Consider the following 22,362-nt stretch of genomic DNA (forward strand, 5'->3'; position numbering starts at 1 on the left):
GTAGAAACTACCCGCCGAACAGCAGGTACAACCCGGTGAACGTGTAGCCCACCATCACGAGCATCATCGCGAGCTGCCCGGTCAACTGGTTCGGTTTGGGCAGCAGCCGTAGCGCGCGGTCGTGCGCGGCGATCACCCCGGCCACGTGACCGGCGAGCACGAAGCCCACCTTGAGCGTCGCCAACAGCGAGGGATGCTGCGACAGAAAGTAATTGACCTCGACACCGTCGAGACCGAACAGCAGGATGACGGTCTGCTGGCCCTTCTCGACGAGGTAGGACAGGTAGTGGGCGAACACGTAGCCGATCACGATCGGGATGAGTGAATGCGCCATGAGGCCGGGCAGCTCGCGGCGGCGTTCGCGGTCCACCCCGCCGGTGGCGCGGGCGGCCAACCAGAACGTCCCCGCCACCGTGGCGGCGAACACCAGCAATCCAGCCGTGCGGATCAGGGAGGCTTCGAGCGCCGAACCGGAGTTGTCATCGACGAAATTGCGCCATTGCGGCATCGCCGAGAAGCTGTCGAATGCCGTCGAGCCGAGCAGCACCGCGAGTACCGCGACGACACCTGGCCGCACCGGCAACGACGGCAGATGATCGAACGGGTTCCCGATCGCGATGCGGCCGTCGGATCGGCGCAGCGGCGACAACCGCGACGCCACCATGCTGTACACGTCGAACGGGTCGGCGCGCGACAACCATCGCTCACCCCAGCACACCGCGCCCGCGAACGTCACCGCGAGATACACGAGCAGCCAGTTACGGATGGCCGCAAGCGATCCCGGATCCGGGCTGGCGAGCTCGAGCCACACGAAGGCGAACAGGCCCGCCGCGGCGGGCCAGTAGCCGAGGCGTTCGGGATAGCGGCGATCGGTGTGCGGCAAGAGCCGGTACACGGTTCGCACCGGCGACATGACCCGCCACACCGGACCCATCAGAAGGGACAGCGCGACCAGGCCGACCCACAGCAACACGTAGAAGACACCGGGCAGCGGATTCGACGCGTCCTGCGGCCCGACGAACGCGGCGACCGCGACCCACCCGGTGAACGCGAGCGCGAGCAGGCCGACCGTCCACCGGGTGACGGGGGAATCCACCACGGTCGTCACCCAGCCCGGCAGCGGCCGTCCCGGCTTCGCGGGATCGAATCTCGGCCGCCGCCAGGCCAGGGCCACGACGGCGAAGGTGAACGTCAGCGTCCACGCCGCACCGATCAGCGCGTACGTGTACGGAATCGGAAGATCGGTCGAACCGCCGAGGCCATGGGCCAGTAGCGCGGTCCGGTCCGAAGTCACTGCTGCACTTGCACGCTGGCGATGACGCGGTTCAGCTGGTGCAGTTCGATGTCGACGGTGCCGGGAACGTCGACGGTGAACTGGAACTGCTGGCCATTGCGTGGCTCGATCTTGAAGGTGTGCTCGGGATTGGAGTGCACATGGAGTTCATCGGCGGCGTCGCTGTTGACCCGCACCACGATCGGATCCTTGACCTTCGCCTGCAACTGGGCGTTGGTCGGGGTCACCTCGCCACCCTTGATGGTCACGTCGATCACCAGGCGGTTGGGTGCCTGCTGCTGATCGGTCATGTCCGACGGGCTGACGGTGGACTCTGACGGGGTGGCCGGGCTGCTCGCCGCACTGCCCGTGCCATCGGAATTCTCCGATCCGCCACAACCGGCCGTCACCAGTGCGAGAGCGGTCGCCACGACGATAAAACTGCTTCTACGGTTGGTCACGGTGAACCATCTTGGCCTGCGTCGTCCTCACCTTCACTGTGAGCCACGTCTCCCTTTCGTCGGTCCCGCATCGCGATGTAGACGACCACCCCGACCACCACCACGGCGGGCGCAAACGCGGGCAAGGCCAGCAGCAACGTGTGGTCGGCCTGGTAGGTGGTCATGGCAGCTATCACGTCTGCGGTTGCACCGGCCGTGGCTCGTCGATCTTGCTGCCCGCGGCCAGCTCTCGCGCGTTGATCCGGCCCGCGCCCCACGTCAGTGCGGCTATCAGAATCAGCGTGCACACCAGGACCACCAGCGAAGCCACGTTGAACAACCACGACGGGTGGTCCAGATTGCGTTCGCGCTGCAGCAGCGTGATCTCCTGCACGAAATCACGGGTCGCGGAAGCCTGCGCGGGCGTCTCCTCGGCGCCGATACCGGGGTCGGCGGGCAGGAACACCGGAACTCCGGCCATGGTGAGGCCGTCCTGGATCCGCAGGATCGTCTTCCAGCTGCCCGACACCGGGATCGGCCGAGTCGAGCGGTAGTGGCCAGGGCCCACCTTCTCCAGCCGGTCGACGACCAGGCCCCGCTCGTTGGCGAGCCCGCCCTGCCAGGCCAGGATCGACACCCATTCCGGATTGTCGCTGACCAGGTTCGCCGGGGTGATCTGCACATCGGCCGAAACCATCCGCTGGTCGGTGTCACTGGGCAGGTCGGTCAAAGTGACTGTCGCATTGGCACTTTCGGGAACCTCGGTACGCAGGCCGTTGGCCACCGCGCCGCCGATCACCAAGACGGTCGCCACGACGATCGAGATGCCTGCGGCCGGCCGCGGCAGCCGCTGGCCGGTGAGCACGAGCGCGAGCAGCGCACCGCACAATCCCATGCCGATTGCCACGGGTACCGCCATCGCCAGCGCCTCGCCCCACATACTCGTGGGCCACGGGTAGCGGTACACGGCGCCGATCCACAACGACTCAAGCCACAGCCCGACGGTCGCCACGCCCAGCCCGCCGATCGCGCCGAACAGGATGGGTCGCTTGACAAGTGGCGTCAGCGCCAGCAGCTCCACCACCAGGGCCGGTCCCAGATATAGGGCGAACCAACTGGTCGGCGCACCCAGCACCGGGCCGACGATCAGCGCAACCGCACCGCGCAGCAGGACCGCCAATCCCGCAGCGATCAGCGCGCCGCCGGGCCCGAGTACGAGCCGGGCCGCAACGGCCGCCATCGCCGCAGCACCGGCGATCATCATCGGCTGCAGCACCAGGCGGAACTGTTCGACGCCGAAGTCGTACTCGATCTGGAACACCGACAGCCCGATGAACAGGCCGCCAAACGACAGGTAGTAGAGGAACTTGTTGAACTTCGTGTCGTCGGCGATCTCGGAGCCCATCGAGACCCGGCCCTCGTGTTCGAGCAACAGCACCGCGATCAGTGACAGCCCGGCGCCGCCGATCAACATCAAATGTGTTGGGCCCCAAAGCGTGACGTCCTGGCCGAAGATGCGGTGCCAGACGTCGTCGAGCGGGAAGCCGATCAGGGCGTACAGACCGCACAACGCCATCAGCACACCGCCGACCGGTGCGTACCAACTCCGGGTGATCCGGATCGCGGCAGGCCCGGGCTTCTCGTACGGCAGCACGATCGCCATCGAGCCGGCGATGAACAGCAGGAACAGGCCGATCAGGATGAAGTAATGCGCCGGGTTGGCCAGTGGCCCGGCGTCGCGGCCCTTTCCGATGTGCAGACTGACGTCCCAGATGAAGCCGAACAGCGCGCAGATGATGGTCGCGGTGAACAGGAACACCTGCAGCGCGACCCACGGCGGCCGGTGGAACTTGCGCCCGAGCCGTTCGGCGAAGTTGTTGAGCCACGTGATGCGGCGCTGCCGGTGCAGGTAGCCGATCCACAGCAGCGCGACCGTGACGACCATCGCGACGACCGACATACCGATCACCTGGTCGAGTGCGGCGCCCCCGCCCTCGGTGCCTGCTGCAGCGCTGACCGAAACGTTCGACGAACCGATCATGATCCCCACCCACTGACTATGCCCGAACGGATGCTACCGGTGGGTAATGTTGCCAGAACTGAGCTAGCCGAAACAGAGGTACGCGGTACCGCGAGGCCTGGATAGCTACTTTCTGCTCCACGACGTGACCGGCCGGTCGCGCCGTTCGCCGTCGACGAAAACGTCGACGTGCTCGTCGAAGAAGCAGATGCGGTCGCGCACGGGTTCGGCGTCGACCAGCGGTTCGTGGTAGGTCCAGGCCAAATCGGCAGGTCCGCCCGGCAGCGAGTAATAGCTGGCACGGCCCTTGTACGCGCAGTACGTGACGGTCTTGCTGAGGTCCAGGGCCGTCGCCACGTCCTCGCGCGGCAGATAGAACCGCGTCGGCAGCGCGGTTTCGAACAACAGCAGCGGACGCGAAGATTCGGCGAGGGCCGTGCCGTCGAGTTCGATGCGGACGGTGCGGCGGCTGCGCCGGATGTCGATGCGGTGGAACGGGTCGTGCGGGTGCGCGACGATCGGCTCGTCCTCTTCCCGCCATTCGAAGGTCGCGAAGTCGAGGATCACGAAATCGGCGAGGTCGGGATCGTCGGGTTGGAAGGCTGCCGCGGGCCCGGTTTCCTCGCCGGCGATGACGTCGAAACATGTGCCGGGGGCGGTGTGCGCGGTGAACGGCACCGACGGATCGAGGAATCCCGGTATCTCGTCGTCGCCGCAATCGCCACCGGCCGGGACGAGCTGCGCGCTGAGCGCGGCGCGCGGCACCGCATAGGTCGGCACCACCCGGCGCGGTTCCCACACCAGTACGGCGTCGCATGTGTCGACAACGGGCTCGCCGCCCATGCAGGCTCGAATTCGTTTGGCAGTCGGCTGATATCGCAGCGATTGCAGTTGGCTCGCCAGGAGATCGGCCATTTTCACTGCCATTTCTCCATTATCGACCGCCTCGGGCGGTTGTGCGTGCCGGTCGGGAAAAGCAAAGAGCCCCTGCCTGGTGGCAGGGGCTCTGGTTTCCGCCGGCGCTACTTCACGTCGACATAGACCGTGCGCTGCGTGACGCTCGAGTTGAGCGTGTCGGTACGGCTGTAGTTCTGGCCGGGCCGGATCGCCACGACGGTGGCCTGATCGAGCGGCGCCGAACCGAGCCGATTGACGATCACGACATAGCCCTGCCGCTGCAGTTGGCTGATGGTCTGCTGGGCGTTGTCGGGTCCGGCCGGTGCGGCATGGCCGGGTGCGGCCAAGCCGATGATCGCGGCGGCCAATCCACTTGCGGCGATGGTGGCCACCCCGAACCCCTTCGCGGTCTTCTGCACTTTCGCGCTCCTTCTCATCCTCTTCGCTAGGCTGCGTTATGTCCTGATAAACCAGCAGGTCAGGCCTTTTAATTTCCGGTGGCAGAAATTTATTGACCGATGTCAGAATTTGTGTGCGGACAATGAGACCGGCGTCATGGCGGCTGCGTCAGCGCGACGGGATCACATGCGGTCCGACCGTCGCGATCGTCGCGGGCACCCTCCTCGACCCGGCCCACCGCGCCAGATTGCTGCAACCCGACGGCGAGGAGTGGTTCGCGCGGGAACAGGGCCGCATCCACGCATCGGTCAATCGGGTTTGGCCGCGCCGGCTCGGCACGACCCCGGCGGGCATGGCGCGGGCGCTGACCGGCCTGGCCGCCGCCCGCGGGGTCGCCTACCGCTGGCGGCGGTTCCGGGGCAGGCGTGACGCATTGGCAGACGTGCGCGGTGCGGTCGCGGCGGGCTTGCCGGTCGCGATGCTGATCGGCGAACGAGGCATACCGCGGCACTGGGTGCTGATCGTCGACGCGAATGACGAGGCGCTGCAGTGCTACGAGCCGTCCTCGGGCCGTGTCATCGGTGTGCGCGTGGCGGCGGTGCGGGAGGCCCGCATAACCGGATTGGGCTTCGCGCGGCCGTTTGCGTTCGTACTTCCCACTAGCGTCGAGGCATGGCCAGGAACTATGCGACCGCAGACGTAGTAGGTATCGACAAGCTTCTCGATTTCGTGCGACCCAGGCACCGGATGGTGCTGACGACCTTCCGGGCCGACGGGTCGCTGCAGAGTTCACCGGTGACGGGCGGGGTGGACGCCCAGGGCCGCATCGTGATCGCGAGCTACCCGCAGCGAGCCAAGTCGGTCAACATCGGCCGTACGCCGCGGGCGAGCGTGACCGTGCTGTCCGACGAATTCAACGGGCCGTATGTCCAAATCGACGGCGATGCCGAGGTGATCGGCCTGCCCGACGCGGTCGAACCGCTGGTCGACTACTTCCGGTCCATCTCCGGCGAACACCCCGACTGGGCGGAGTATCGCCAGGCGATGGTGGATCAAGGCAAGTGCCTCATCCGCATCACGCCGACGCGTTGGGGTCCGGTCGCGACCGGTGGCTTCCCCCCGCCGCGGTGAGCCGGTAGCTGGCGAACGCGTTGCGTCGGCTAGCACGTCAAACTATAGTCTGGACACATGTCCAGAGGTTTCGGAGTCGGCGCGTGAGCGCGTCTTCCCAGTTCAGCGCGATTCCGGACGCCGGGTGAGCTGACATGCGCATCGCATTGCTGTCGTACCGGAGCAAGACCCACTGTGGCGGCCAGGGCGTCTATGTGCGTCATCTCAGCCGCGGCCTCGCCGAACTCGGCCATGACGTCGAGGTCTTCTCGGGCCAGCCGTACCCGGAGGGTCTCGACCCGCGGGTGACGCTGACCAAGGTCCCGAGCCTCGACCTGTACCGCGAGCCCGACCCGTTCCGGGTTCCGCGGCCAAGCGAGATCCGCGACCGCATCGACGCGCTGGAATTGCTGACGATGTGGACGGCCGGCTTCCCGGAACCGCGGACGTTCACGATGCGCGTCGCGCGCATCCTCGCCGAGCGGCGCGATGAGTTCGACGTGGTTCACGACAATCAGAGCCTTGGCTCCGATCTGCTCAAGATCGCCGGGCTGGGACTGCCGGTGGTGGCGACCGTGCACCATCCCATCACGCGTGACCGCGTGGTCGACGTGGCCGCGGCCAAGTGGTGGCGTAAACCGTTGGTGCGCCGGTGGTATGGATTCGCCGAGATGCAGAAGAAGGTCGCGCGGCAGATCCCGGAACTGCTCACGGTGTCGTCATCGTCGGCAGCCGACATCGCCGAGGACTTCGGCGTGGCGCCGGGGCAGCTGCACATCGTGCCCCTCGGCGTGAACACCGAGCTGTTCAAACCCGCCGAGCAGCGGGTGAGCGGCCGGATCATCGCGATCGCCAGTGCCGATGTACCGCTCAAGGGCATAAGCCATCTGCTGCACGGGGTTTCGCGGCTCCGCGTGGAACGCAACCTCGACGTGCAGTTGGTGTCGAAGCTCGAACCCAACGGCCCGACCGAGAAGCTGATCGCTGAGCTCGGCATCTCCGACATCGTGCACAGCTCGAGCGGGCTGACCGACGAAGAACTGGCCGGCCTGCTCGCCTCGGCCGAGGTCGCGTGTATTCCTTCGCTCTACGAAGGCTTTTCGCTGCCCGCGGTGGAGGCCATGGCCAGCGGTACCCCGATCGTGGCCAGCCGCGCGGGCGCCCTGCCCGAAGTGGTCGGCCCGGACGGCGAATGTGCGCGCTTGGTGCGCCCGGCCGATGTCGACGAACTCACCGCGGTGCTCGGCCAGTTGCTCGACTCGCCGCTCGAGCGCCGCCGGTTGGGCGCGGCGGGACGGCAGCGGGCGCTGGATGTCTTCAGCTGGGAATCGGTTGCCGCGCAGACGGTCTGGGTTTACGAGCTGGCTCGCGAACGGATGGGGAAGAAGGTGGGGCCATGCTGACCGTCGACTTCGACCGGCTCGGTGTCGGCCCGGGCACGTCGGTGATCGACGTCGGTTGCGGCGCGGGCAGGCACACCTTCGAGGCGTACCGGCGGGGCGCGCACGTGATCGGATTCGACCAGAGCGTGTCCGATCTGAACGACGTCGACACGATGCTGCAGGCGATGCGCGAAGAGGGCGAGGTCCCCCTCTCCGCGCGCGGCGAGGCCGTCAAGGGCGACGCGTTGGATCTGCCGTACTCCGACGGCACGTTCGACTGCGTCATCGCATCGGAGATCCTCGAGCACGTCCCCGAGGACGACCGCGCCATCGCCGAACTCGTGCGGGTGCTCAAACCTGGTGGCTCGCTGGCGATCACGGTGCCGCGCTGGCTGCCCGAGAAGGTGTGCTGGCTGTTGTCCGACGAATACCACGCCAACGAGGGCGGCCACATCCGGATCTACAAGGCCGACGAACTTCGCGACAAAGTGCTCGCCCACGGTCTCAAGCTGACCCACACCCACCACGAGCACGCCCTGCATTCGCCGTACTGGTGGCTGAAATGCGCTGTCGGGACGGACAAGAACGATCACCCGGCGGTCAAGGCCTACCACCAGTTGCTCGTGTGGGACATGATGGGCCGGCCGTGGCTCACCCGCGCCGCGGAGTCGCTGCTCAACCCGTTCATCGGCAAGAGCGTGGCGTTGTACTTCGTCAAGCCGGGCCACGGCAAGTAGGTGGTGGATGTTGCGCTTGCCTGAGCTCCCGGGCGTGCCCGGTGTGTTGACGCCGGACGACTGCCTGCAGACCGCGCGGTCGATTGCGGCAACCCAGGAATCCTCAGGTGCGCTGCCGTGGTTCGACGGTGGCCACACCGATCCGTGGGACCACGTCGAGAACGCCATGGCGCTCACCGTGGCCGGGCTCATCGAACCGGCGCGCGCGGCGTTCGACTGGTGCCGCACCGTCCAGCGGGCCGACGGCTCCTGGCCGATCCAGCTGCGCAACGGGGTCGTCGAAGATGCCAACAGCGACAGCAACTTCTGCGCCTACGTCGCGACCGGGGTGTGGCACCACGTCCTCGTCACCGGCGATCGCGGATTCGCCGAGACCATGTGGCCCGTGGTGACCCGAGCGATCGACTTCGTGCTCGGGCTGCAGGCGCCCGGCGGCGAGATCTACTGGGCCAGCACACCTTCCGGCCCGGTCGAGGAAGCGCTGCTGACCGGATGCGCGAGCGTCTACCACAGCATCCGCTGCGGCCTGGCCCTCGCGGACTACCTGGGCGATCCGCAACCGGAATGGGAGGTCGCGGTCGGCCGCCTGGGCCACGCCATCGCCGAACACCCGGAAGCGTTCGCGGCCAAGGACACTCACGCGATGGAGTGGTATTACCCGGTGCTCGGCGGTGCCCTGCTCGACGATGCCGCCAGAGCCCGGATCGACGGCCGCTGGGATGACTTCGTGGTGCCCGGCCTCGGTATCCGCTGCGTCGACCACCGGCCGTGGGTCACCGGAGCCGAGACATGTGAGCTCGTGATGGCGCTCGACGCGATCGGCGACAGGCGGCGTGCCCACGAGCAGTTCGCAGCCATGCACCACCTGCGCGAAGCCGACGGATCCTATTGGACCGGGCTGGTTTTCGCCGACGGCAAGCGCTGGCCCGAGGAGCGCACCACCTGGACCGGTGCGGCCATGATCCTGGCCGCCGACGCGCTGTCGTCGACAACTGCCGCGAGCGGCATCTTCCGCGGCGAGGGCCTGCCACGCGGACTCGAAGGCGAATACGACTGCGAGTGCGTGGTCAACTAGACCGGCCGGGGCGTCAGTCCAGCTCGCCCGGTGTGCCCGAGGTGCGTTCCAGCACGCGCATCGAACCCGTCGCCGAGACCTCCCGGAACGCTCCCGTGTTCAGCGCACGCTGATAGATGTGGAACGGCGCCTGCCCGCCGTCGTCCGGATTGGGGAAGACGTCGTGGATGATCAGCGCGCCGCCGACCTCGACCCAGCGCGCCCACCCCTCGAAGTCGCGCTGCGCCGCCTCTTCGGTGTGCCCGCCGTCGATGAACAACAGCCGCAACGGCATTCGCCAACCGCGCGCGACGACCGGGGACTTGCCGACGATGGCCACCACATGCTCGTCGAGACCCGCGGCGTCGAGCGTGTGCCGCATCGTCGGCAAGGTGTCGAACAGGCCCGTCTTCGGGTCGACGAGCGTGGTGTCGTGATACTCCCAGCCGGGCTGGTGTTCCTCGGAACCGTGGTGGTGATCGACGGTGTAGAGCACCGAGCCCGTCTCTTGAGCCGCCGCGCCGAGCATGACCGTCGACTTGCCGCAGTAGGTGCCGATCTCGACCCCGACCCCGCCGTCGAGGTAGGCGACCGCGGCGTCGTACAGCGCACGGCCCTCGTCGGCCGGCATGAAGCCGATGACCTGCTCGGCCAGGGTGAACAAGCGCTCGGCGCGTGGCGGCAACGCGGTGTCGGCAGGGCTCATGGGTGACAACATACCGTTGCTGGTCACCCGTAGTTGTAGTAGCGTCCGGACACGTGTCCGATCCGGCTCTGGAGTCGACTCGCCGTCGTCTGAGCGCACGGCAGGCTGACACCGTCGAACGTCTGGGCCGGGCCGCCGTGGAGCTGATCAGCCGCGAGGGTTTCCCTGGCCTGACCGTGCGCCGGGTGGCTGCCGAGGCAGGCGTCGGTTCGGCGACCGCCTACACCTATTTCTCGTCGAAGGAACACCTTGTCGCCGAGGTGTTCTGGCGTCGGCTGTCGGCCTCGCCGCCCGCGGTGCACGAGTCACCCGATCCGGCCACCCGGGTCGTCGAGGTACTGCAGCACATCGCGTCGCTGGTCGCCGACGAACCCGAGTTCGCCGGTGCGGTGACCAATGCGTTGCTCGGCAAGGACCCCGATGTCGACGTCCTGCGGCAGCGCATCGGCGCCGACATCCGGCTGCGTCTCGTCGCGGCACTCGGGCCGGACGTGGACGGCGACGTGATCGAGGCACTCGAGCTGCTCTACACCGGAACCCTCGTATGGGCCGGCATGGGATACGAGTCGTACCCGGATATCGCACGGCGGCTGGAGAAGTCGGCGCGCCTGGTGCTGAGCTGAAGCTCGCCGCGATGGGTACGTATGCAGTGCCCGTCGGTGGTTACGGCGATGCCGGCCAACTCGCCGACTGGATGATGTTCATGCTGTCCGATGCGGCCGATTTCCTTTGTGGCAGCGTAGTTTTCGTCGATGGTGGTTCCGACGCCTATTTCCGTCCCGATGCCTGGCCGACTCGGGTTCCGGCGAGATCCGTGCCGCGGTACCTGTTGCGTTTCCTCGGCTATTCGCGTTCGCGCCGCTGAAGTACTAGTCCGGCCTCGGCCCGAGGATGGCCTTCGACGCCGCCAGTGCCGGTTCGTAGATCTCGCGAATGTCGCGGTCGTCCTCGACGATCAGCGCGGTGAGTTCGCGTAATCCGCCCAGGAGAATGATCGCCATCGGCCGGGTGAGCGTGGGCAACTCGGCATGGCGGAAACCCGCGCTGCCGCTGAGTTCGATGAGCAGATCGGTGAGTTCGCGCAGTGCCGCACGTTGCAACGGACGGGCCGCGCTGCCCAACGCGGGAAGCTCGCGGATCCAGCTGAGCGTGATCGCCGGCGCCGACTCGATGTGATCGACGTAGGCGCCGACGGCCTGGCCGATCTGGTCCTGCCAGGGGGCGTCGGCGTCGACCGCGCCACGGATCCGGGTGACGAGCGCGGCGTTGTTGGCCCGCAGCAACTCGATGAAGCACTCTTCCTTGCTCGCGAACTGGTCGTAGAACGTGCGCTTGGACGTGCGGGCGTGGCGGACGATATCGGCGACGGTGGTGTCGCGATAGCCCTTGTCATTGATCGCGGCGGTGAGCCCGTCGAGCAGCCGCAGCCGGAACGCGTCGGTGCCGGCGTTCGATCCGGCACCGGTCAGCGCGGATGCGGTCGTCATGAGACCCCCTTGCGCTGTGTGGTACCTGCGAGTACCGTACTACACATCGCTTCTGGTACACCGCAGTACCAAGGACCTGGCTTGGAGATGGCATGACCGAAACAGTGCCCGTTCTCGAAACTTCCACGCGCGCTCACCGGATCCCGCCGGGGCCGCAACTGCCTCGACTGGTGCAGGGCGTCGCGTTCTCGGCAGCGCGCCGCTGGGTGGTCAAGCAGGTGTCGCGCCGTTACGGCGACATCTTCACGCTCCATGTGCCGGTGTTCGGGCGCACCGTCATCGTCGCCGAACCGCAACTGGCCAAGCAGCTCTTCCAGGCCAACACCGACGACGTCGGCAACATCCAGCCCAACCTCAGCCGCATCCTCGGCTCCGGGTCGGTGTTCGCGCTTGACGGCTCCGATCACCGCAGCAGGCGCAAGCTGCTCACCCCGCCGTTCCACGGCAAGAGCATCAAGAACTACGAGAAGATCTTCGAAGAGGAGACCCTGCGGGAATCGGCGACCTGGCCCGAGGGGCAGGAGTTCGAAACGCTCGAACCGATGATGCGCATAACGCTCAACGCGATCCTGCGCGCGGTGTTCGGCGCCGACGGTGAACAACTCGACGAGCTGCGCCGCATCATCCCGCCGTGGGTGACCCTGGGGTCGCGGCTGGCGGTGCTGCCGACACCCAAGCGCACCTATGGCCGGTTCAGCCCGTGGGGCCGGCTCGCCGCCTACCGCAGGCAGTACGACGACGTGATCGACCGGCTGATCGACCGCGTCGAGGCCGATCCGGACTTCGACCGTCGCGACGACATTTTGGCGCTCTTGTTGCGCAGTGCCTATGAAGACGGTTCGACCATGTCCCGCAAGGACATCGGGGACGAGCTGCTGACGCTGCTGGCGGCCGGGCACGAGACGACGGCGTCGACGTTGGGCTGGGCGTTCGAGCGCATCAGCCGCCATCCGCAGGTGCTGGCCCGTCTCGTCGCCGAGGCGGCCACCGACGGCAACGAGTACCGCCAGGCCACGATTCTCGAAGTGCAGCGGGCCCGCACCGTCATCGACTTCGCGGGCCGCCACGTCTACGCACCGTCGTTCGAACTCGGCGACTGGGTGATTCCGCGTGGATACTCGATCATCGTCGCGATCTCGCAGATCCAGGAACGTCACGAGGAGTTCCCGGATCCGGACCGGTTCGATCCCGAGCGTTTCGTCGGAAGCCGGCCGGGTCTGGGCTGGATCCCGTTCGGTGGGGGCACCCGGCGCTGTGTCGGCGCCGCGTTCGCCAACATCGAGATGGACGTCGTCCTGCGAACGGTGTTGCGGCACTTCATCATCGAGACCACCACCAAGCCCGACGAGAAGGTGCACTCCCGCGGGGTCGCCTACACGCCGGCGGCGGGCGGACGGGTCGTCGTCCGCCGCCGCGCCGAGCCGCTGGGCGCCTGACGCCTACTGGCTGGCCGTCTCGCGCCGGGGCAGCTTCCAGCCCGGGCGCGGGAAATGGCACGTGTACCCGTTGGGGTAGCGCAGCAGGTAGTCCTGATGCTCGGGCTCGGCCTCCCAGAAGTCACTCGCCGGCGTCACCTCGGTGACCACCTTGCCCGGCCACAGCCCCGATGCGTCGACATCGGCGATGGTGTCCAGCGCGATGCGCTTCTGCTCGTCGTCGAGGTAGAAGATCGCCGACCGGTAACTCGTGCCGACGTCGTTGCCCTGACGGTCTTTCGTGGTCGGATCGTGGATCTGGAAGAAGAACTCCAGCAGCGCGCGGTAATCGGTCTGCGCGGGGTCATAGACGATCTCGATCGCCTCGGCATGGCCGGGATGGTTGCGGTACGTGGGGTGGTCGTTGCGGCCGCCGGTGTAGCCCACCCGGGTGGACACCACGCCGGGTTGCTTACGGATCAGGTCCTGCATGCCCCAGAAGCAGCCGCCGGCGAGGATCGCGGTGGAGTAGTTGCTCATACGCGTTATCTCCTTCTGTCACCTTCATTGTGCGCGGCGCTACGGTGGAACGCATGCGTGTAGTGGTAACCACCGCGCTCACCGGTTTACTCCTGGCAACAACGGTGCCGGTCGCAGCCGCCGAGCCGAACACCGTCGTCGTGCCTGAAGTGCCTGCCGAACCCGCACGCACGGTCTTCGTCGACAACCCCTGGATCGTCGATCAGCACACGACCAAGATCGACTCGTGGAGCCGGCACGGCCAGGGGCTGCGGATCAACTTCACCGCGGGAACCCCGGACTGCTTCGGCGTGCACCTGACCACGCAGGAGACCCCCGAAACGGTGATGGTCGAGCTGCACGGCGGGACACCTCCGGAGGCGGTCGGCCGGATGTGCATCGCACTCGCGGTCGACGGCACGATGGACGTGCCGCTGCAGGGTCCGCTCGGCGGTCGCGTGGTGATGGCTGCGCAATGACGGCTCTCGACAAACTCGACTAGAACGTGTTCTAGTTCTTCGGTGAGCAAGTTCACCCGCGACGAACTGGCCGCCGCATTCGAGACGTTTGAGCAGACCGTCGACCGGGCCGCGCAGACCAAGGACTGGGACGTGTGGGTCGAGCACTACACCCCGGACGTCGACTACATCGAGCACGCCGCGGGCACGATGAAAGGCCGCGAGCAGGTGCGCGCCTGGATCTGGAAGACGATGACGGCGTTTCCCGGCAGCTACATGACGGCGTTCCCGTCGCTCTGGTCGGTGATCGACGAGCCGACCGGTCGCATCATCTGCGAACTAGACAACCCGATGGTCGATCCCGGTGACGGGACGATCATCAGCGCCACCAACATCTCGATCATCACCTACGCAGGCGACGGGCTCTGGTCGCGACAGGAGGACATCTACAACCCGATGCGGTTCGTGTCCGCGGGCATGAAATGGTGTCGCAAGGCCGCCGAACTCGGCAATCTGCCTGACGAGGCGGCAGCCTGGATGCAGCAGTTCGGGGGTAAGAGCAAGTGAGTGCCCAGCTGGTCATCGGCGCCAACGGATTCCTCGGCTCGCATGTTCTTCGACAACTCGTCGCGCGTGACGACGGACGCGAGATCCGCGCGATGGTGCGGACCGGCGCGAACACCGTCGGTATCGACGACCTGCCGGTCAACCGGTTCGTCGGTGACGTCTTCGACGCCGACGTACTGCGCGAAGCCATGTCCGGCTGTGACGTTGTGTACTACTGCGTCGTCGACGCCAGGGGCTGGCTGCGCGACCCGGCCCCGCTGTTCCGCACGAACGTCGAGGGCACCCGCCACGTGCTCGACGTCGCAACCGAACCCGACATCGCGGCCGGACTACGGAAGTTCGTCTACACGAGCAGCTACGTCACCGTCGGCCGCAAACGTGGGCGGCGCGCCACCGAGGACGACCTCGTCGACGTGCGCCGCGTGACGCCGTACGTGCGGTCCCGCGTACAGGCCGAGGAGCTCGTGCTGAGTTACGCGCGCGAACGTGGCCTTCCCGCCGTCGCGATGTGCGTGTCCACCACGTACGGCAGCGGCGACTGGGGACGAACCCCGCACGGCGCGATCATCGCCGGTGCCGCGTTCGGCAAGTTGCCGTTCGTGATGAGCGGCATCGAACTGGAAGCGGTCGGCGTGGACGATGCGGCCCGGGCACTGATCCTGGCCGCCGACAAGGGACGCTCGGGCGAGCGGTATCTGATCTCGGAGAAGATGATCAGTAACGCCGAGGTCGCGAGGTTGGCGGCCGAGGCAGCCGGGGTGGCGCCGCCGGCGCGGTCCATCCCGCTTCCGGTGTCGTATCTGCTGGCGGCCGCGGGCAGCGTCAAGGGCAAATTGCGTGGCACCGACGAGCGGCTGTCACTGGAGTCATTGCGGTTGATGCGGGCCGAAGCCCCACTCGACCATGCCAAAGCCGTGCGCGAACTCGGTTGGGAGCCAAGGCCGGTGGAGGAATCGATCGTCGATGCGGCGAAGTTCTGGGCGGGCCTCCGAGCCGCGAAGCAGGCCCGCAAGGCCGGCTGAACGCCACGCCGGTGGGTGTTAAGCCACTGTGCCGCAAGGTTATTGCGGGCTAGCGTGGAGGCATGACCGACAAACTCAAAGTCGACCTCAGCGGGGCGCCGCAGACCATGCTCGCGACGTTCTACGCCAAAGCGCTCGACGCCGGGCTGCCGAAGCCCATCCTGGGCGACCGCCTGGCCAAGGACATCGCCGACCGAATCGACTACGACTGGAGCAAGACGTCGATCACCGCGGCGAACTCGCCGTCCGTGACCACCCGCAGTGCGCACTTCGACCGATGGGCACGCCAGTTTCTCGACGTGCACCCGCAGGCCGTGGTGCTGCACCTGGGCTGCGGCCTGGACGGCCGGTTCTTCCGGCTCCAGCCGGGGCCGGGTGTCGAGTGGTACGACGTCGACTACCCCGACGTCGCGCGCCTACGTGAGCAGCTGTACCCGACGCGCGAGCACTATCATGTGGTGTCGGCGTCGGTGACGGATCCGGCTTGGCTGCAAGACATTCCGGCCGACCGCCCGGTGCTGATGATCGGCGAGGGCCTCACGATGTACCTGACCGAACAGGACGGTGTCGCCCTGCTGCGACGCATCGTCGACCGGTTCCCGTCCGGGGAGTTGCAGTTCGACGCGTTCAACTCGTTGGGCATCAAGTCGCAGTGGATGAACGCGGTGGTGCGGCGCTCCGGATCGACGCTGTACTGGGCGATCAACAAGCCCGACGACGTTCTGCGCGCGGTGCCGGGCACCAGACTGCTGGCATGGTCATCGCCGTTCGACGACGCGGCGTTCAACGAAGTGGCGTGGTACTTCCGGCTGATGGCCGCCATCATGCGGCCCGTGCCCGCACTGCGGTACATGGCGCAGTATCACCGCTACGCGTTCTGAGGCCATACGCGAAACAGGGGCACCCCGGTGGGGTGCCCCTGTCGAAGGTGATGGGTGTCAGCGGCCGTTGCCGAAAACCGGGACGGTCTGGCTGACGGTGGCCCGCTGCTGAATGTCGTGCACCCAGTCGTGGTGGCCGACGTCTGCGGAGGCCGGTCCGGCCAAGCCGATGAATGCGGCGGCAAAACCGGTGGCGATGGCGCCGGCGATTCCGAACTTCTTCATTTCTCTGTCTCCTCTGACATTCGCTGTATCGCGTATGTCTGTCTAAACAGACTGGTCAGAGCGATAATTCCGCTGGCAGAGATTGATCGTGAGTTGGCAGAAACAAGTATGTTCGACCCGCGTTCTACGGGGTTTCCGCCTTCTCCTTGAGCCGCTGCAGGGTCAGTTCGATGTGTTTCGCGTTGGCCGTATCGCGGTCTGTGATCCCGGTCGCCCGGCCCGCGATCGCCTTGAACCAGCCGGCGCGGCGGTCCCACGTCGACTCGGTCACCGTGCAGCCGGTGTCGGTCGGTGCGATGTCGTAGCGCCAGTGTGCGACGGGAAATATGAGGGAGTTGACGTCGAACGCGAAGGTCTTGCCGGGCTCGGCGTCGGTGACCGTGCAGGTGGTGCTCCACGTCTTCGAACCGTTGCGGTTGTGACCCTTGAATACCGCGCCCGGAGTCGCCGATCCGCCCTTCTGCCATTGCATCGCATGGGCTTCTTCGGCGAGCGATGCCAGCGTCGGCAGATCGGTGATGAGCGCGTACACCGCGGCGGGATCGGCGGCGATCGAGACGGAGGCTTTCACGGGAGCAGTCATGCGAAGAATCGTATTGACCGGGCCGGAAGAACGGTGAGCGCGGTCACGTTGCAACGTTCATGACCGAACGCCCGGTGCTGCAGCCGTCTGCCGCACACCCCATCACTGTCACCCCAACCGGCCGGCACGTCACCGTGCGGGTCGGCGGCGTCGTCGTCGCCGAGACCGACGATGCGCTGACGTTGCAGGAATCCACCTACCCCGCCGTGCAGTACATCCCGCTGGCGGATGTCGACCCGTCGGCGCTGACTCGCAGCGACACCACGACGTACTGCCCGTTCAAGGGTGAGGCCAACTACTACAACGTCGGCACCGCCGAGGACGTCATCTGGACGTACGAACAGCCCTATCCGGCGGTCGCCGAGATCGCCGGTCGGGTGGCGTTCTACGCCGACAAGGCCGACATCACGGTGTCCTGAGGAGTTACCGCCGTCGTCCTGGCGGGGCTTAGCCTGGTGCGATGCCCAGTGCCAGCGTCGTCTTCACCGGTCCGGCCAGCCCGGGCCTGACACTGGCTCCGTTGCGCCGCGGCGGTGGTGATCCGTGCTTCCGGATCGCAGCCGACGGCGCCATCTGGCGTACGAGCATGATGACGAGCGGCCCGGTCACCGCACGGATCAGCAAGTCGTCACCGGACACCGTGGACTGCGACGCATGGGGCGACGGCGCTTCGGAGTTTCTCGACGGGCTCGGCCCACTGCTGGGAACCGAGGACGACGATTCCGGCTTCGACCCCGTCGAGCCGACGATCGCCGAAGCATACCGGCGCGTTCCGCATCTGCGACTGGGGCGAACCGGACGACTGCTGGAGGCGTTGATCCCGGCGATCCTCGAACAGCGGGTGTACGGCATGGACGCGTGGCGGGCGTGGCGCAGGCTGGTGACGAAGTACGGGCCGCCGGCTCCCGGCCCCGCGCCCACCGGCATGCGGGTGCCACCGGCGGCCGAGGTGTGGCGGCGCATACCGTCCTGGGAATACCACCGGGCCAACGTCGATCCGGGACGGGCACGCACCATCGTCGGCTGCGCGCAGCGCGCGGACTCGTTGGAGCGGCTGACCGCCGACCGTGCGGTGACGGGCCTGCGGTCGCTGCCCGGGGTGGGGGAGTGGACGGCCGCAGAGACCGTGCAGCGGGCGTTCGGCGACTCCGACGCCTTGTCCGTCGGTGACTATCACTTGGCGAAGATCGTGGGGATGAGCCTGCTGGGCAAGCCGATCGACGACGACGAGATGGTCGAATTGCTGGAGCCGCTGCGCCCGCATCGACACCGGGCCGTGCGATTGCTGGAAGCCAGTGGCCTGGTGGGATATCAGCGGCGTGCCGCACGTCAGGCCATTCCGAACCTACGTGCGCTCTGACGTTCGCCGGTGATTAGCGGGCGGTGCCGTTGGGTACCCGAGGCCCGGACTACACCGCAGGCGAAAGGAGCCGACGACATGCCCTCATCGAAGAACACCTTCACCATCCCCGGCCTCACGGACAAGCAGGGCGCAGAGGTAGCCGAGCTCTTGCAGAAGCAGTTGAGCACCTACAACGATCTGCACCTGACGCTCAAGCACATTCACTGGAACGTCGTGGGCCCGAACTTCATCGGGGTGCACGAGATGATCGACCCGCAGGTGGAGCTCGTGCGCGGCTACGCCGACGAGGTCGCCGAGCGGATCGCGGCCCTTGGCGCCTCGCCGAAGGGCACGCCGGGCGCCATCGTCTCCGACCGCAGCTGGGACGACTACTCCGTGGGCCGCGACAATGTCCAAGCGCACCTGGCCGCGCTCGATCTCGTCTACAACGGGGTCATCGAAGACACCCGCAAGGCCATCGAGCGGCTCGAAGACCTTGATCTCGTCTCGCAGGACGTCTTGATCGACCACTCGGCCGAACTCGAGAAGTTCCAGTGGTTCGTGCGAGCGCATCTGGAGAGTGCGGGCGGCCAACTCGCGCACGAGGGCCAACCGACCGAAAAGGGAGCCGCCGGTAAGGCGCGCCGCAAGAGCGCGTGATCTCGACTGTGCCGCCAGGTTGTTGACCTCAACCTCTGTTGAGGTGCCAGCCTGGTGGCATGCCAACTTGGATATGCACGGGATGCGGCGTCGAGCACGCCGATTCCGACCGCAGGCCGCCGGAGAACAGCTGTGTGTTGACCTCTGAGGTCGTCTCGATCGAGGAGCGCGGCGACCTGCCGCCGCACGGCACGTGGACCACGTTGGAAGCGCTTGCCGCGCAACAGCATCACACCGAGCATGTCGATCACGGCCGCGGCGTCCACAGCCTCCGGCGGGCGCCGCGGTTCGCGATCGGTCATCGCTCATATCTGGTACAGGCCTCCGCCGGCAATCTGCTGTGGGATGCGCCGAGCTACCTCGACGACGAAATCCTGGGCGTCGTCCGCCGGCTCGGCGGTGTCGCGGCGATCGCGGCCAGCCACCCGCATATGTTCGGCGCCCAGCTGAGCTGGAGCCGGGAATTCGGCGGCGTACCGGTCTACGTGAACGAGCTTGACGCGGAGTGGATTCCGTCTCCGGACCCGTTGATCGAGTTGTGGAACGGAGAGATCCAACCGGTCCCCGGTGTACGGCTCATCCACGTCGGCGGGCACATGCGCGGCAGTTCGGTGGCGCTGACCGCGGACGGCACCCTGCTCACCGGCGACAGCATCAGCGGTGGCCTGGCCAAGAACTGGGTGTCGTTCCAGCGAAACTTCCCCAAACATGTCCCGTTGTCGGCGGCGGTCGTGCGCCGGATCGTGGACCGGCTGGACGCCTACGACTACGACCGGCTCTACACCCTTGGCGGCGATGAGATCGACAGCGCCGCCAAGGATGTGGTGCACCGATCAGCTGAGACTCACATCCGCTGGGTCAGTGGCGAGTTCGATCACCTCACCTGATCGGGCGGTTCGAGCGCGTCGTCACGGACCGGGCGATCGGCCAATTCCTCGGCGACGCCGAACAGATACGGGTAGGCCACACCGGCGATCGCCGCACCGATCAGCGGCGCCAGCCAGAACACCCACAGCTGTGCGGGCGCGCCGTCGCCGTTGAAGAACGCGACCGCCGTCGACCGGGCCGGGTTGACCGATGTGTTGGAGATCGGAATCGAGATGAGGTGGATCAGTGTCAGCGTGAGGCCGATCGACAGGCCGGCGAAGCCCTTCGGCGCCCGGTCATCGGTCGAGCCGAGGATGACGAGCAGGAAGATGCCGGTCAGGACGATCTCGGCGATCAGCACCGCCACGAGCGAGTAGCCGCCAGGCGAGTTGTCACCGTAACCGTTGGCCGCCATGTTGCCGGTCGCGGTCCACCCGTCCTGTCCCTTGGCGATCACATAGATCCCCAGGCCGGCCGCCAGGCCACCGATGACTTGGGTGATCCAATACGGCACAACGGCTTTCCACTCGACCCGGCGCGCCAGTGCTGCGCCGAGGGTGACGGCCGGGTTGAAGTGACCGCCCGAGATGACGCCGAACGCGTACACGCCGGTGAGCACGGTCAAGCCGAATGCCAGCGAGACGCCGAGAAAGCCGATCCCAAGCGAGATCCCGTCGTCGGCGACGAACTTGGCGGCGAAGACGGCGCTACCGCAGCCGCCGAGAACCAGCCAGAACGTGCCGATGAACTCAGCCGCCAATCTATGTGTCATAGTGGGCGTATTCATGAGGACTCCTCCACTGTCGGGTGTGGTCCTCGGTACCGTCGCACGCCATCGTTCGATGGCAGAGTCATCGTTGTCAAACTGTTCGCTGACCGAAATTAACGCTATCCCACCGAAACCGGTGCTCCACGTTTCCGTTACACGTGATCGCGGTCGAGCCGTTGAGCTCGGTAGATGGACACGTCGGTCCGGGAGATCAGCAGATAGGCGATACCGACCGCGACCATCGCGCACGGGATCACGGAGAACGAGCCGGTCATCTCGCACACCATGATCATCACTGCCAACGGGGCGTGTGCGACGCTGCCGAAGCACGCCATCATGCCCACCACGACGAAAACCGCTGGGCTGTCCGGCAAACCGGGCGCCCCGAGCACGTCGCCGAGGCGCCACAGCGCGGCGCCGAGGAATGCGCCGATCACCACGCCGGGTCCGAAGATGCCGCCCGATCCGCCGGTGCCGATGGACAGGGACGTGGCGAGGATCTTCGCGAACGGCATCAGCAGCACGATCCACAACGGGATGGCCATCAAAGTATCGGTGGCCGCGGCCTTTTCGGCCCAGCCGTACCCGCTGGCGAGTACCTGCGGGATGATCAGAGCCAGCAGGCCCACCGCGAGCCCGCCCAGCGTGGGTTTGACGACCTTGCCGCCGGGCAGTTTCGCGGTGAGTGCGACGGTGCCGTAGAAGACCCGGGCGTAGAGCCAGCCGACGCCCGCGGCGAGCACCCCGAGCACCACGAACCAACCGAGATCCAGCGGGTGATCGAACCGGTAGTCGGCGGCCAGGAAGCCGAACAGCGGGTCGAACCCGAGGAACGAACCCAAGACCGCATATGCGGTTGCCGACGTGATGAACCCGGGTACGAGCGCCTTGTAGTCGAAGTCTTCGCGGTAGACGATCGAGGCGGCCAGCACCGCCCCGCCGAGCGGCGCGCCGAAGATGGCTCCGATGCCAGCACCGATTCCGAGCGACACCGCCAACCGGCCGTCCTCGTCGGACAGGTTGAGCCAACGCGTGAGCAGCGAGCCGAATCCGGCCGATATCTGAGCGGCCGGGCCTTCCCGGCCACCGGATCCACCCGAACCGATCGTCAAGGCGCTCGCAATGGTTTTCACCACGATGGCCCTGACCCGGATGCTGCGTGGATCGGTGTGCACGGCTTCGATCGCGTTGTCGGTGCCGTGGCCTTCGGCTTCCGGGGCGAATCTCGCCACGAGCAGGGCCGAGATGAGTGCGCCGCCGCACGCGATCAGCGGTATCGCCCAGGGCCGGTCGAATCCGGCCGAGCCGGGATCGCCGCCGTCACCGGTCGGTTTCGGGATGTCGTAGCCGCCGAGGTAGCCGAGCAGGAACCGGCCGGCATAGTCGAGTGCCAGGTAGAACACCACCGCACCGAGCCCGGCGATGATGCCGATCGATATGCCGAGGATCAACCACTTGCGCAGATAGCCGGACTGCCGGATGAATCCGCCGAGGCCACCGTCGGATTCGTGCGTCTGGCGCATGTTGCGGATGGTACTGGGGAACCGGT

Annotated in this window: 28 protein-coding genes and 1 pseudogene; 16 read left to right on the forward strand and 13 right to left on the reverse strand. The window is 66.8% G+C overall.

All coding sequences use genetic code 11. The features are described 5' to 3' along the window. Positions 1-7: 7 nt before the first annotated feature. The 6 genes from ACOI2T_RS01060 to ACOI2T_RS01085 form a co-directional block, all read right to left on the reverse strand. Positions 8-1,294 carry a hypothetical protein gene (locus ACOI2T_RS01060; RefSeq protein ID WP_409504130.1) on the reverse strand — a complete coding sequence of 429 codons (1,287 nt, stop codon included), beginning with the start codon at positions 1,292-1,294 and terminating at the stop codon, positions 8-10. Then, positions 1,291-1,734, reverse strand: coding sequence for a hypothetical protein (locus ACOI2T_RS01065; protein WP_409504131.1), 444 nt, complete (start codon positions 1,732-1,734; stop codon positions 1,291-1,293). The genes ACOI2T_RS01060 and ACOI2T_RS01065 overlap by 4 nt, the downstream gene beginning before the upstream one ends. Continuing rightward, entirely contained in the window at positions 1,731-1,898 is a 168-nt protein-coding gene (locus ACOI2T_RS01070; protein WP_198538970.1) for a hypothetical protein, read from the reverse strand. The genes ACOI2T_RS01065 and ACOI2T_RS01070 overlap by 4 nt, the downstream gene beginning before the upstream one ends. Positions 1,899-1,906: 8 nt before the next feature. Continuing rightward, positions 1,907-3,754, reverse strand: coding sequence for a hypothetical protein (locus ACOI2T_RS01075; RefSeq protein WP_409504233.1), 1,848 nt, complete (start codon positions 3,752-3,754; stop codon positions 1,907-1,909). A 105-nt stretch (positions 3,755-3,859) separates the two neighbouring features. Continuing rightward, positions 3,860-4,660: a DUF427 domain-containing protein gene (locus ACOI2T_RS01080; RefSeq protein WP_409504132.1), complete on the reverse strand. Its 801-nt coding sequence runs from the start codon at positions 4,658-4,660 to the stop codon at positions 3,860-3,862. 95 nt (positions 4,661-4,755) lie between these two features. Beyond that, complete coding sequence (locus ACOI2T_RS01085) at positions 4,756-5,049, reverse strand: hypothetical protein (protein ID WP_409504133.1); 294 nt, start codon at positions 5,047-5,049, stop codon at positions 4,756-4,758. 122 nt (positions 5,050-5,171) lie between these two features. On the opposite strand from ACOI2T_RS01085, the gene ACOI2T_RS01090 reads away from it, so the two are divergent. From ACOI2T_RS01090 to ACOI2T_RS01110, 5 genes are all read left to right on the forward strand, one after another. Continuing rightward, the gene (locus ACOI2T_RS01090) at positions 5,172-5,732 is read left to right on the forward strand and encodes a hypothetical protein (RefSeq protein ID WP_409504134.1); all 561 of its coding nucleotides are present in this window, start codon (positions 5,172-5,174) and stop codon (positions 5,730-5,732) included. Further along, the gene (locus ACOI2T_RS01095; protein ID WP_409504135.1) at positions 5,702-6,160 is read left to right on the forward strand and encodes a PPOX class F420-dependent oxidoreductase; all 459 of its coding nucleotides are present in this window, start codon (positions 5,702-5,704) and stop codon (positions 6,158-6,160) included. The genes ACOI2T_RS01090 and ACOI2T_RS01095 overlap by 31 nt, the downstream gene beginning before the upstream one ends. A gap of 134 nt (positions 6,161-6,294) precedes the next feature. After that, a complete protein-coding gene (locus ACOI2T_RS01100; protein ID WP_409504136.1) occupies positions 6,295-7,542 on the forward strand; it encodes an MMP alpha-(1->4)-mannosyltransferase in 1,248 nt (415 codons plus the stop codon). Then, complete coding sequence (locus ACOI2T_RS01105) at positions 7,536-8,258, forward strand: class I SAM-dependent methyltransferase (RefSeq protein WP_409504137.1); 723 nt, start codon at positions 7,536-7,538, stop codon at positions 8,256-8,258. Before ACOI2T_RS01100 ends, ACOI2T_RS01105 begins: the two co-directional genes overlap by 7 nt. Before the next feature lie 7 nt (positions 8,259-8,265). Then, on the forward strand, positions 8,266-9,333 hold the full coding sequence (locus tag ACOI2T_RS01110) for an MMP endo-(1,4)-3-O-methyl-alpha-D-mannosidase (protein WP_409504138.1): 1,068 nt from the start codon (positions 8,266-8,268) through the stop codon (positions 9,331-9,333). 13 nt (positions 9,334-9,346) lie between these two features. On the opposite strand, the gene ACOI2T_RS01115 is transcribed toward ACOI2T_RS01110, so the two are convergent. Further along, positions 9,347-10,018 carry a class I SAM-dependent methyltransferase gene (locus tag ACOI2T_RS01115; protein ID WP_409504139.1) on the reverse strand — a complete coding sequence of 224 codons (672 nt, stop codon included), beginning with the start codon at positions 10,016-10,018 and terminating at the stop codon, positions 9,347-9,349. A gap of 53 nt (positions 10,019-10,071) precedes the next feature. Between ACOI2T_RS01115 and ACOI2T_RS01120 the strand changes: the two genes are divergently transcribed. Beyond that, positions 10,072-10,641 carry a TetR/AcrR family transcriptional regulator gene (locus ACOI2T_RS01120; RefSeq protein ID WP_067854879.1) on the forward strand — a complete coding sequence of 190 codons (570 nt, stop codon included), beginning with the start codon at positions 10,072-10,074 and terminating at the stop codon, positions 10,639-10,641. Then, positions 10,605-10,883, forward strand: a pseudogene (locus ACOI2T_RS01125) (SDR family oxidoreductase); the annotation flags it as partial. The gene ACOI2T_RS01120 and the pseudogene ACOI2T_RS01125, both read left to right, overlap by 37 nt. A 4-nt stretch (positions 10,884-10,887) precedes the next feature. Here the strand turns inward: ACOI2T_RS01125 and ACOI2T_RS01130 are convergent. Further along, positions 10,888-11,505: a TetR/AcrR family transcriptional regulator gene (locus ACOI2T_RS01130; RefSeq protein WP_409504140.1), complete on the reverse strand. Its 618-nt coding sequence runs from the start codon at positions 11,503-11,505 to the stop codon at positions 10,888-10,890. 92 nt (positions 11,506-11,597) lie between these two features. Between ACOI2T_RS01130 and ACOI2T_RS01135 the strand changes: the two genes are divergently transcribed. Further along, on the forward strand, positions 11,598-12,941 hold the full coding sequence (locus tag ACOI2T_RS01135; RefSeq protein WP_409504141.1) for a cytochrome P450: 1,344 nt from the start codon (positions 11,598-11,600) through the stop codon (positions 12,939-12,941). Between the two features lie 3 nt (positions 12,942-12,944). On the opposite strand, the gene msrA is transcribed toward ACOI2T_RS01135, so the two are convergent. Then, entirely contained in the window at positions 12,945-13,460 is a 516-nt protein-coding gene (gene msrA, locus ACOI2T_RS01140) for a peptide-methionine (S)-S-oxide reductase MsrA (RefSeq protein WP_067854892.1), read from the reverse strand. Positions 13,461-13,513: 53 nt separating this feature from the next. On the opposite strand from msrA, the gene ACOI2T_RS01145 reads away from it, so the two are divergent. From ACOI2T_RS01145 to ACOI2T_RS01160, 4 genes are all read left to right on the forward strand, one after another. Further along, positions 13,514-13,918: a hypothetical protein gene (locus tag ACOI2T_RS01145; RefSeq protein ID WP_409504142.1), complete on the forward strand. Its 405-nt coding sequence runs from the start codon at positions 13,514-13,516 to the stop codon at positions 13,916-13,918. Positions 13,919-13,960: 42 nt separating this feature from the next. Then, on the forward strand, positions 13,961-14,464 hold the full coding sequence (locus ACOI2T_RS01150; protein WP_409504143.1) for a nuclear transport factor 2 family protein: 504 nt from the start codon (positions 13,961-13,963) through the stop codon (positions 14,462-14,464). Next, entirely contained in the window at positions 14,461-15,486 is a 1,026-nt protein-coding gene (locus tag ACOI2T_RS01155; RefSeq protein WP_409504144.1) for an NAD-dependent epimerase/dehydratase family protein, read from the forward strand. The genes ACOI2T_RS01150 and ACOI2T_RS01155 overlap by 4 nt, the downstream gene beginning before the upstream one ends. 62 nt (positions 15,487-15,548) lie before the next feature. After that, complete coding sequence (locus tag ACOI2T_RS01160; RefSeq protein WP_409504145.1) at positions 15,549-16,367, forward strand: class I SAM-dependent methyltransferase; 819 nt, start codon at positions 15,549-15,551, stop codon at positions 16,365-16,367. A gap of 57 nt (positions 16,368-16,424) precedes the next feature. On the opposite strand, the gene ACOI2T_RS01165 is transcribed toward ACOI2T_RS01160, so the two are convergent. Both ACOI2T_RS01165 and ACOI2T_RS01170 read right to left on the reverse strand, forming a co-directional pair. Then, positions 16,425-16,592, reverse strand: a complete 168-nt coding sequence (locus ACOI2T_RS01165; protein ID WP_409504146.1) for a hypothetical protein — start codon at positions 16,590-16,592, stop codon at positions 16,425-16,427. Between the two features lie 124 nt (positions 16,593-16,716). Continuing rightward, a complete protein-coding gene (locus ACOI2T_RS01170) occupies positions 16,717-17,175 on the reverse strand; it encodes an SRPBCC family protein (RefSeq protein ID WP_409504147.1) in 459 nt (152 codons plus the stop codon). Between the two features lie 59 nt (positions 17,176-17,234). Between ACOI2T_RS01170 and ACOI2T_RS01175 the strand changes: the two genes are divergently transcribed. From ACOI2T_RS01175 to ACOI2T_RS01190, 4 genes are all read left to right on the forward strand, one after another. Then, positions 17,235-17,594, forward strand: a complete 360-nt coding sequence (locus tag ACOI2T_RS01175) for a DUF427 domain-containing protein (RefSeq protein WP_409504148.1) — start codon at positions 17,235-17,237, stop codon at positions 17,592-17,594. Positions 17,595-17,635: 41 nt separating this feature from the next. Then, a complete protein-coding gene (locus ACOI2T_RS01180) occupies positions 17,636-18,535 on the forward strand; it encodes a DNA-3-methyladenine glycosylase family protein (RefSeq protein WP_409504149.1) in 900 nt (299 codons plus the stop codon). A 78-nt stretch (positions 18,536-18,613) separates the two neighbouring features. Further along, positions 18,614-19,177 (forward strand): Dps family protein, encoded by a 564-nt coding sequence (locus tag ACOI2T_RS01185; protein WP_409504150.1) that lies wholly within the window; start codon positions 18,614-18,616, stop codon positions 19,175-19,177. 59 nt (positions 19,178-19,236) lie between these two features. Continuing rightward, positions 19,237-20,064, forward strand: a complete 828-nt coding sequence (locus ACOI2T_RS01190; RefSeq protein WP_409504151.1) for an MBL fold metallo-hydrolase — start codon at positions 19,237-19,239, stop codon at positions 20,062-20,064. On the opposite strand, the gene aqpZ is transcribed toward ACOI2T_RS01190, so the two are convergent. Together aqpZ and ACOI2T_RS01200 are read right to left on the reverse strand one after the other, a co-directional pair. Next, positions 20,052-20,831, reverse strand: a complete 780-nt coding sequence (aqpZ, locus tag ACOI2T_RS01195; protein ID WP_409504152.1) for an aquaporin Z — start codon at positions 20,829-20,831, stop codon at positions 20,052-20,054. The genes ACOI2T_RS01190 and aqpZ overlap by 13 nt on opposite strands. 134 nt (positions 20,832-20,965) lie before the next feature. Continuing rightward, a complete protein-coding gene (locus tag ACOI2T_RS01200; RefSeq protein ID WP_409504153.1) occupies positions 20,966-22,336 on the reverse strand; it encodes a chloride channel protein in 1,371 nt (456 codons plus the stop codon). Positions 22,337-22,362 lie beyond the last annotated feature (26 nt).

The sequence above is a fragment of the Mycolicibacterium wolinskyi str. Jessa 2025 genome (assembly GCF_049241375.1).
Lineage (GTDB): Bacteria > Actinomycetota > Actinomycetes > Mycobacteriales > Mycobacteriaceae > Mycobacterium > Mycobacterium wolinskyi.

Bases quoted from the DNA above. Each gene is read 5' to 3' on its own strand.
- ACOI2T_RS01190 (WP_409504151.1), top strand. From the start codon at position 19,237: ATGCCAACTTGGATATGCACGGGATGCGGCGTCGAGCACGCCGATTCC.
- ACOI2T_RS01200 (WP_409504153.1), bottom strand. From the start codon at position 22,336: ATGCGCCAGACGCACGAATCCGACGGTGGCCTCGGCGGATTCATCCGG.
- ACOI2T_RS01165 (WP_409504146.1), bottom strand. From the start codon at position 16,592: ATGAAGAAGTTCGGAATCGCCGGCGCCATCGCCACCGGTTTTGCCGCC.
- ACOI2T_RS01075 (WP_409504233.1), bottom strand. From the start codon at position 3,754: ATGATCGGTTCGTCGAACGTTTCGGTCAGCGCTGCAGCAGGCACCGAG.
- ACOI2T_RS01105 (WP_409504137.1), top strand. From the start codon at position 7,536: ATGCTGACCGTCGACTTCGACCGGCTCGGTGTCGGCCCGGGCACGTCG.
- ACOI2T_RS01110 (WP_409504138.1), top strand. From the start codon at position 8,266: ATGTTGCGCTTGCCTGAGCTCCCGGGCGTGCCCGGTGTGTTGACGCCG.
- ACOI2T_RS01080 (WP_409504132.1), bottom strand. From the start codon at position 4,660: ATGGCAGTGAAAATGGCCGATCTCCTGGCGAGCCAACTGCAATCGCTG.
- ACOI2T_RS01185 (WP_409504150.1), top strand. From the start codon at position 18,614: ATGCCCTCATCGAAGAACACCTTCACCATCCCCGGCCTCACGGACAAG.
- ACOI2T_RS01145 (WP_409504142.1), top strand. From the start codon at position 13,514: ATGCGTGTAGTGGTAACCACCGCGCTCACCGGTTTACTCCTGGCAACA.
- ACOI2T_RS01070 (WP_198538970.1), bottom strand. From the start codon at position 1,898: ATGACCACCTACCAGGCCGACCACACGTTGCTGCTGGCCTTGCCCGCG.
- ACOI2T_RS01130 (WP_409504140.1), bottom strand. From the start codon at position 11,505: ATGACGACCGCATCCGCGCTGACCGGTGCCGGATCGAACGCCGGCACC.
- ACOI2T_RS01100 (WP_409504136.1), top strand. From the start codon at position 6,295: ATGCGCATCGCATTGCTGTCGTACCGGAGCAAGACCCACTGTGGCGGC.
- ACOI2T_RS01170 (WP_409504147.1), bottom strand. From the start codon at position 17,175: ATGACTGCTCCCGTGAAAGCCTCCGTCTCGATCGCCGCCGATCCCGCC.
- ACOI2T_RS01135 (WP_409504141.1), top strand. From the start codon at position 11,598: ATGACCGAAACAGTGCCCGTTCTCGAAACTTCCACGCGCGCTCACCGG.
- msrA (WP_067854892.1), bottom strand. From the start codon at position 13,460: ATGAGCAACTACTCCACCGCGATCCTCGCCGGCGGCTGCTTCTGGGGC.
- ACOI2T_RS01160 (WP_409504145.1), top strand. From the start codon at position 15,549: ATGACCGACAAACTCAAAGTCGACCTCAGCGGGGCGCCGCAGACCATG.
- aqpZ (WP_409504152.1), bottom strand. From the start codon at position 20,831: ATGAATACGCCCACTATGACACATAGATTGGCGGCTGAGTTCATCGGC.
- ACOI2T_RS01175 (WP_409504148.1), top strand. From the start codon at position 17,235: ATGACCGAACGCCCGGTGCTGCAGCCGTCTGCCGCACACCCCATCACT.
- ACOI2T_RS01180 (WP_409504149.1), top strand. From the start codon at position 17,636: ATGCCCAGTGCCAGCGTCGTCTTCACCGGTCCGGCCAGCCCGGGCCTG.
- ACOI2T_RS01090 (WP_409504134.1), top strand. From the start codon at position 5,172: ATGAGACCGGCGTCATGGCGGCTGCGTCAGCGCGACGGGATCACATGC.
- ACOI2T_RS01095 (WP_409504135.1), top strand. From the start codon at position 5,702: ATGGCCAGGAACTATGCGACCGCAGACGTAGTAGGTATCGACAAGCTT.
- ACOI2T_RS01115 (WP_409504139.1), bottom strand. From the start codon at position 10,018: ATGAGCCCTGCCGACACCGCGTTGCCGCCACGCGCCGAGCGCTTGTTC.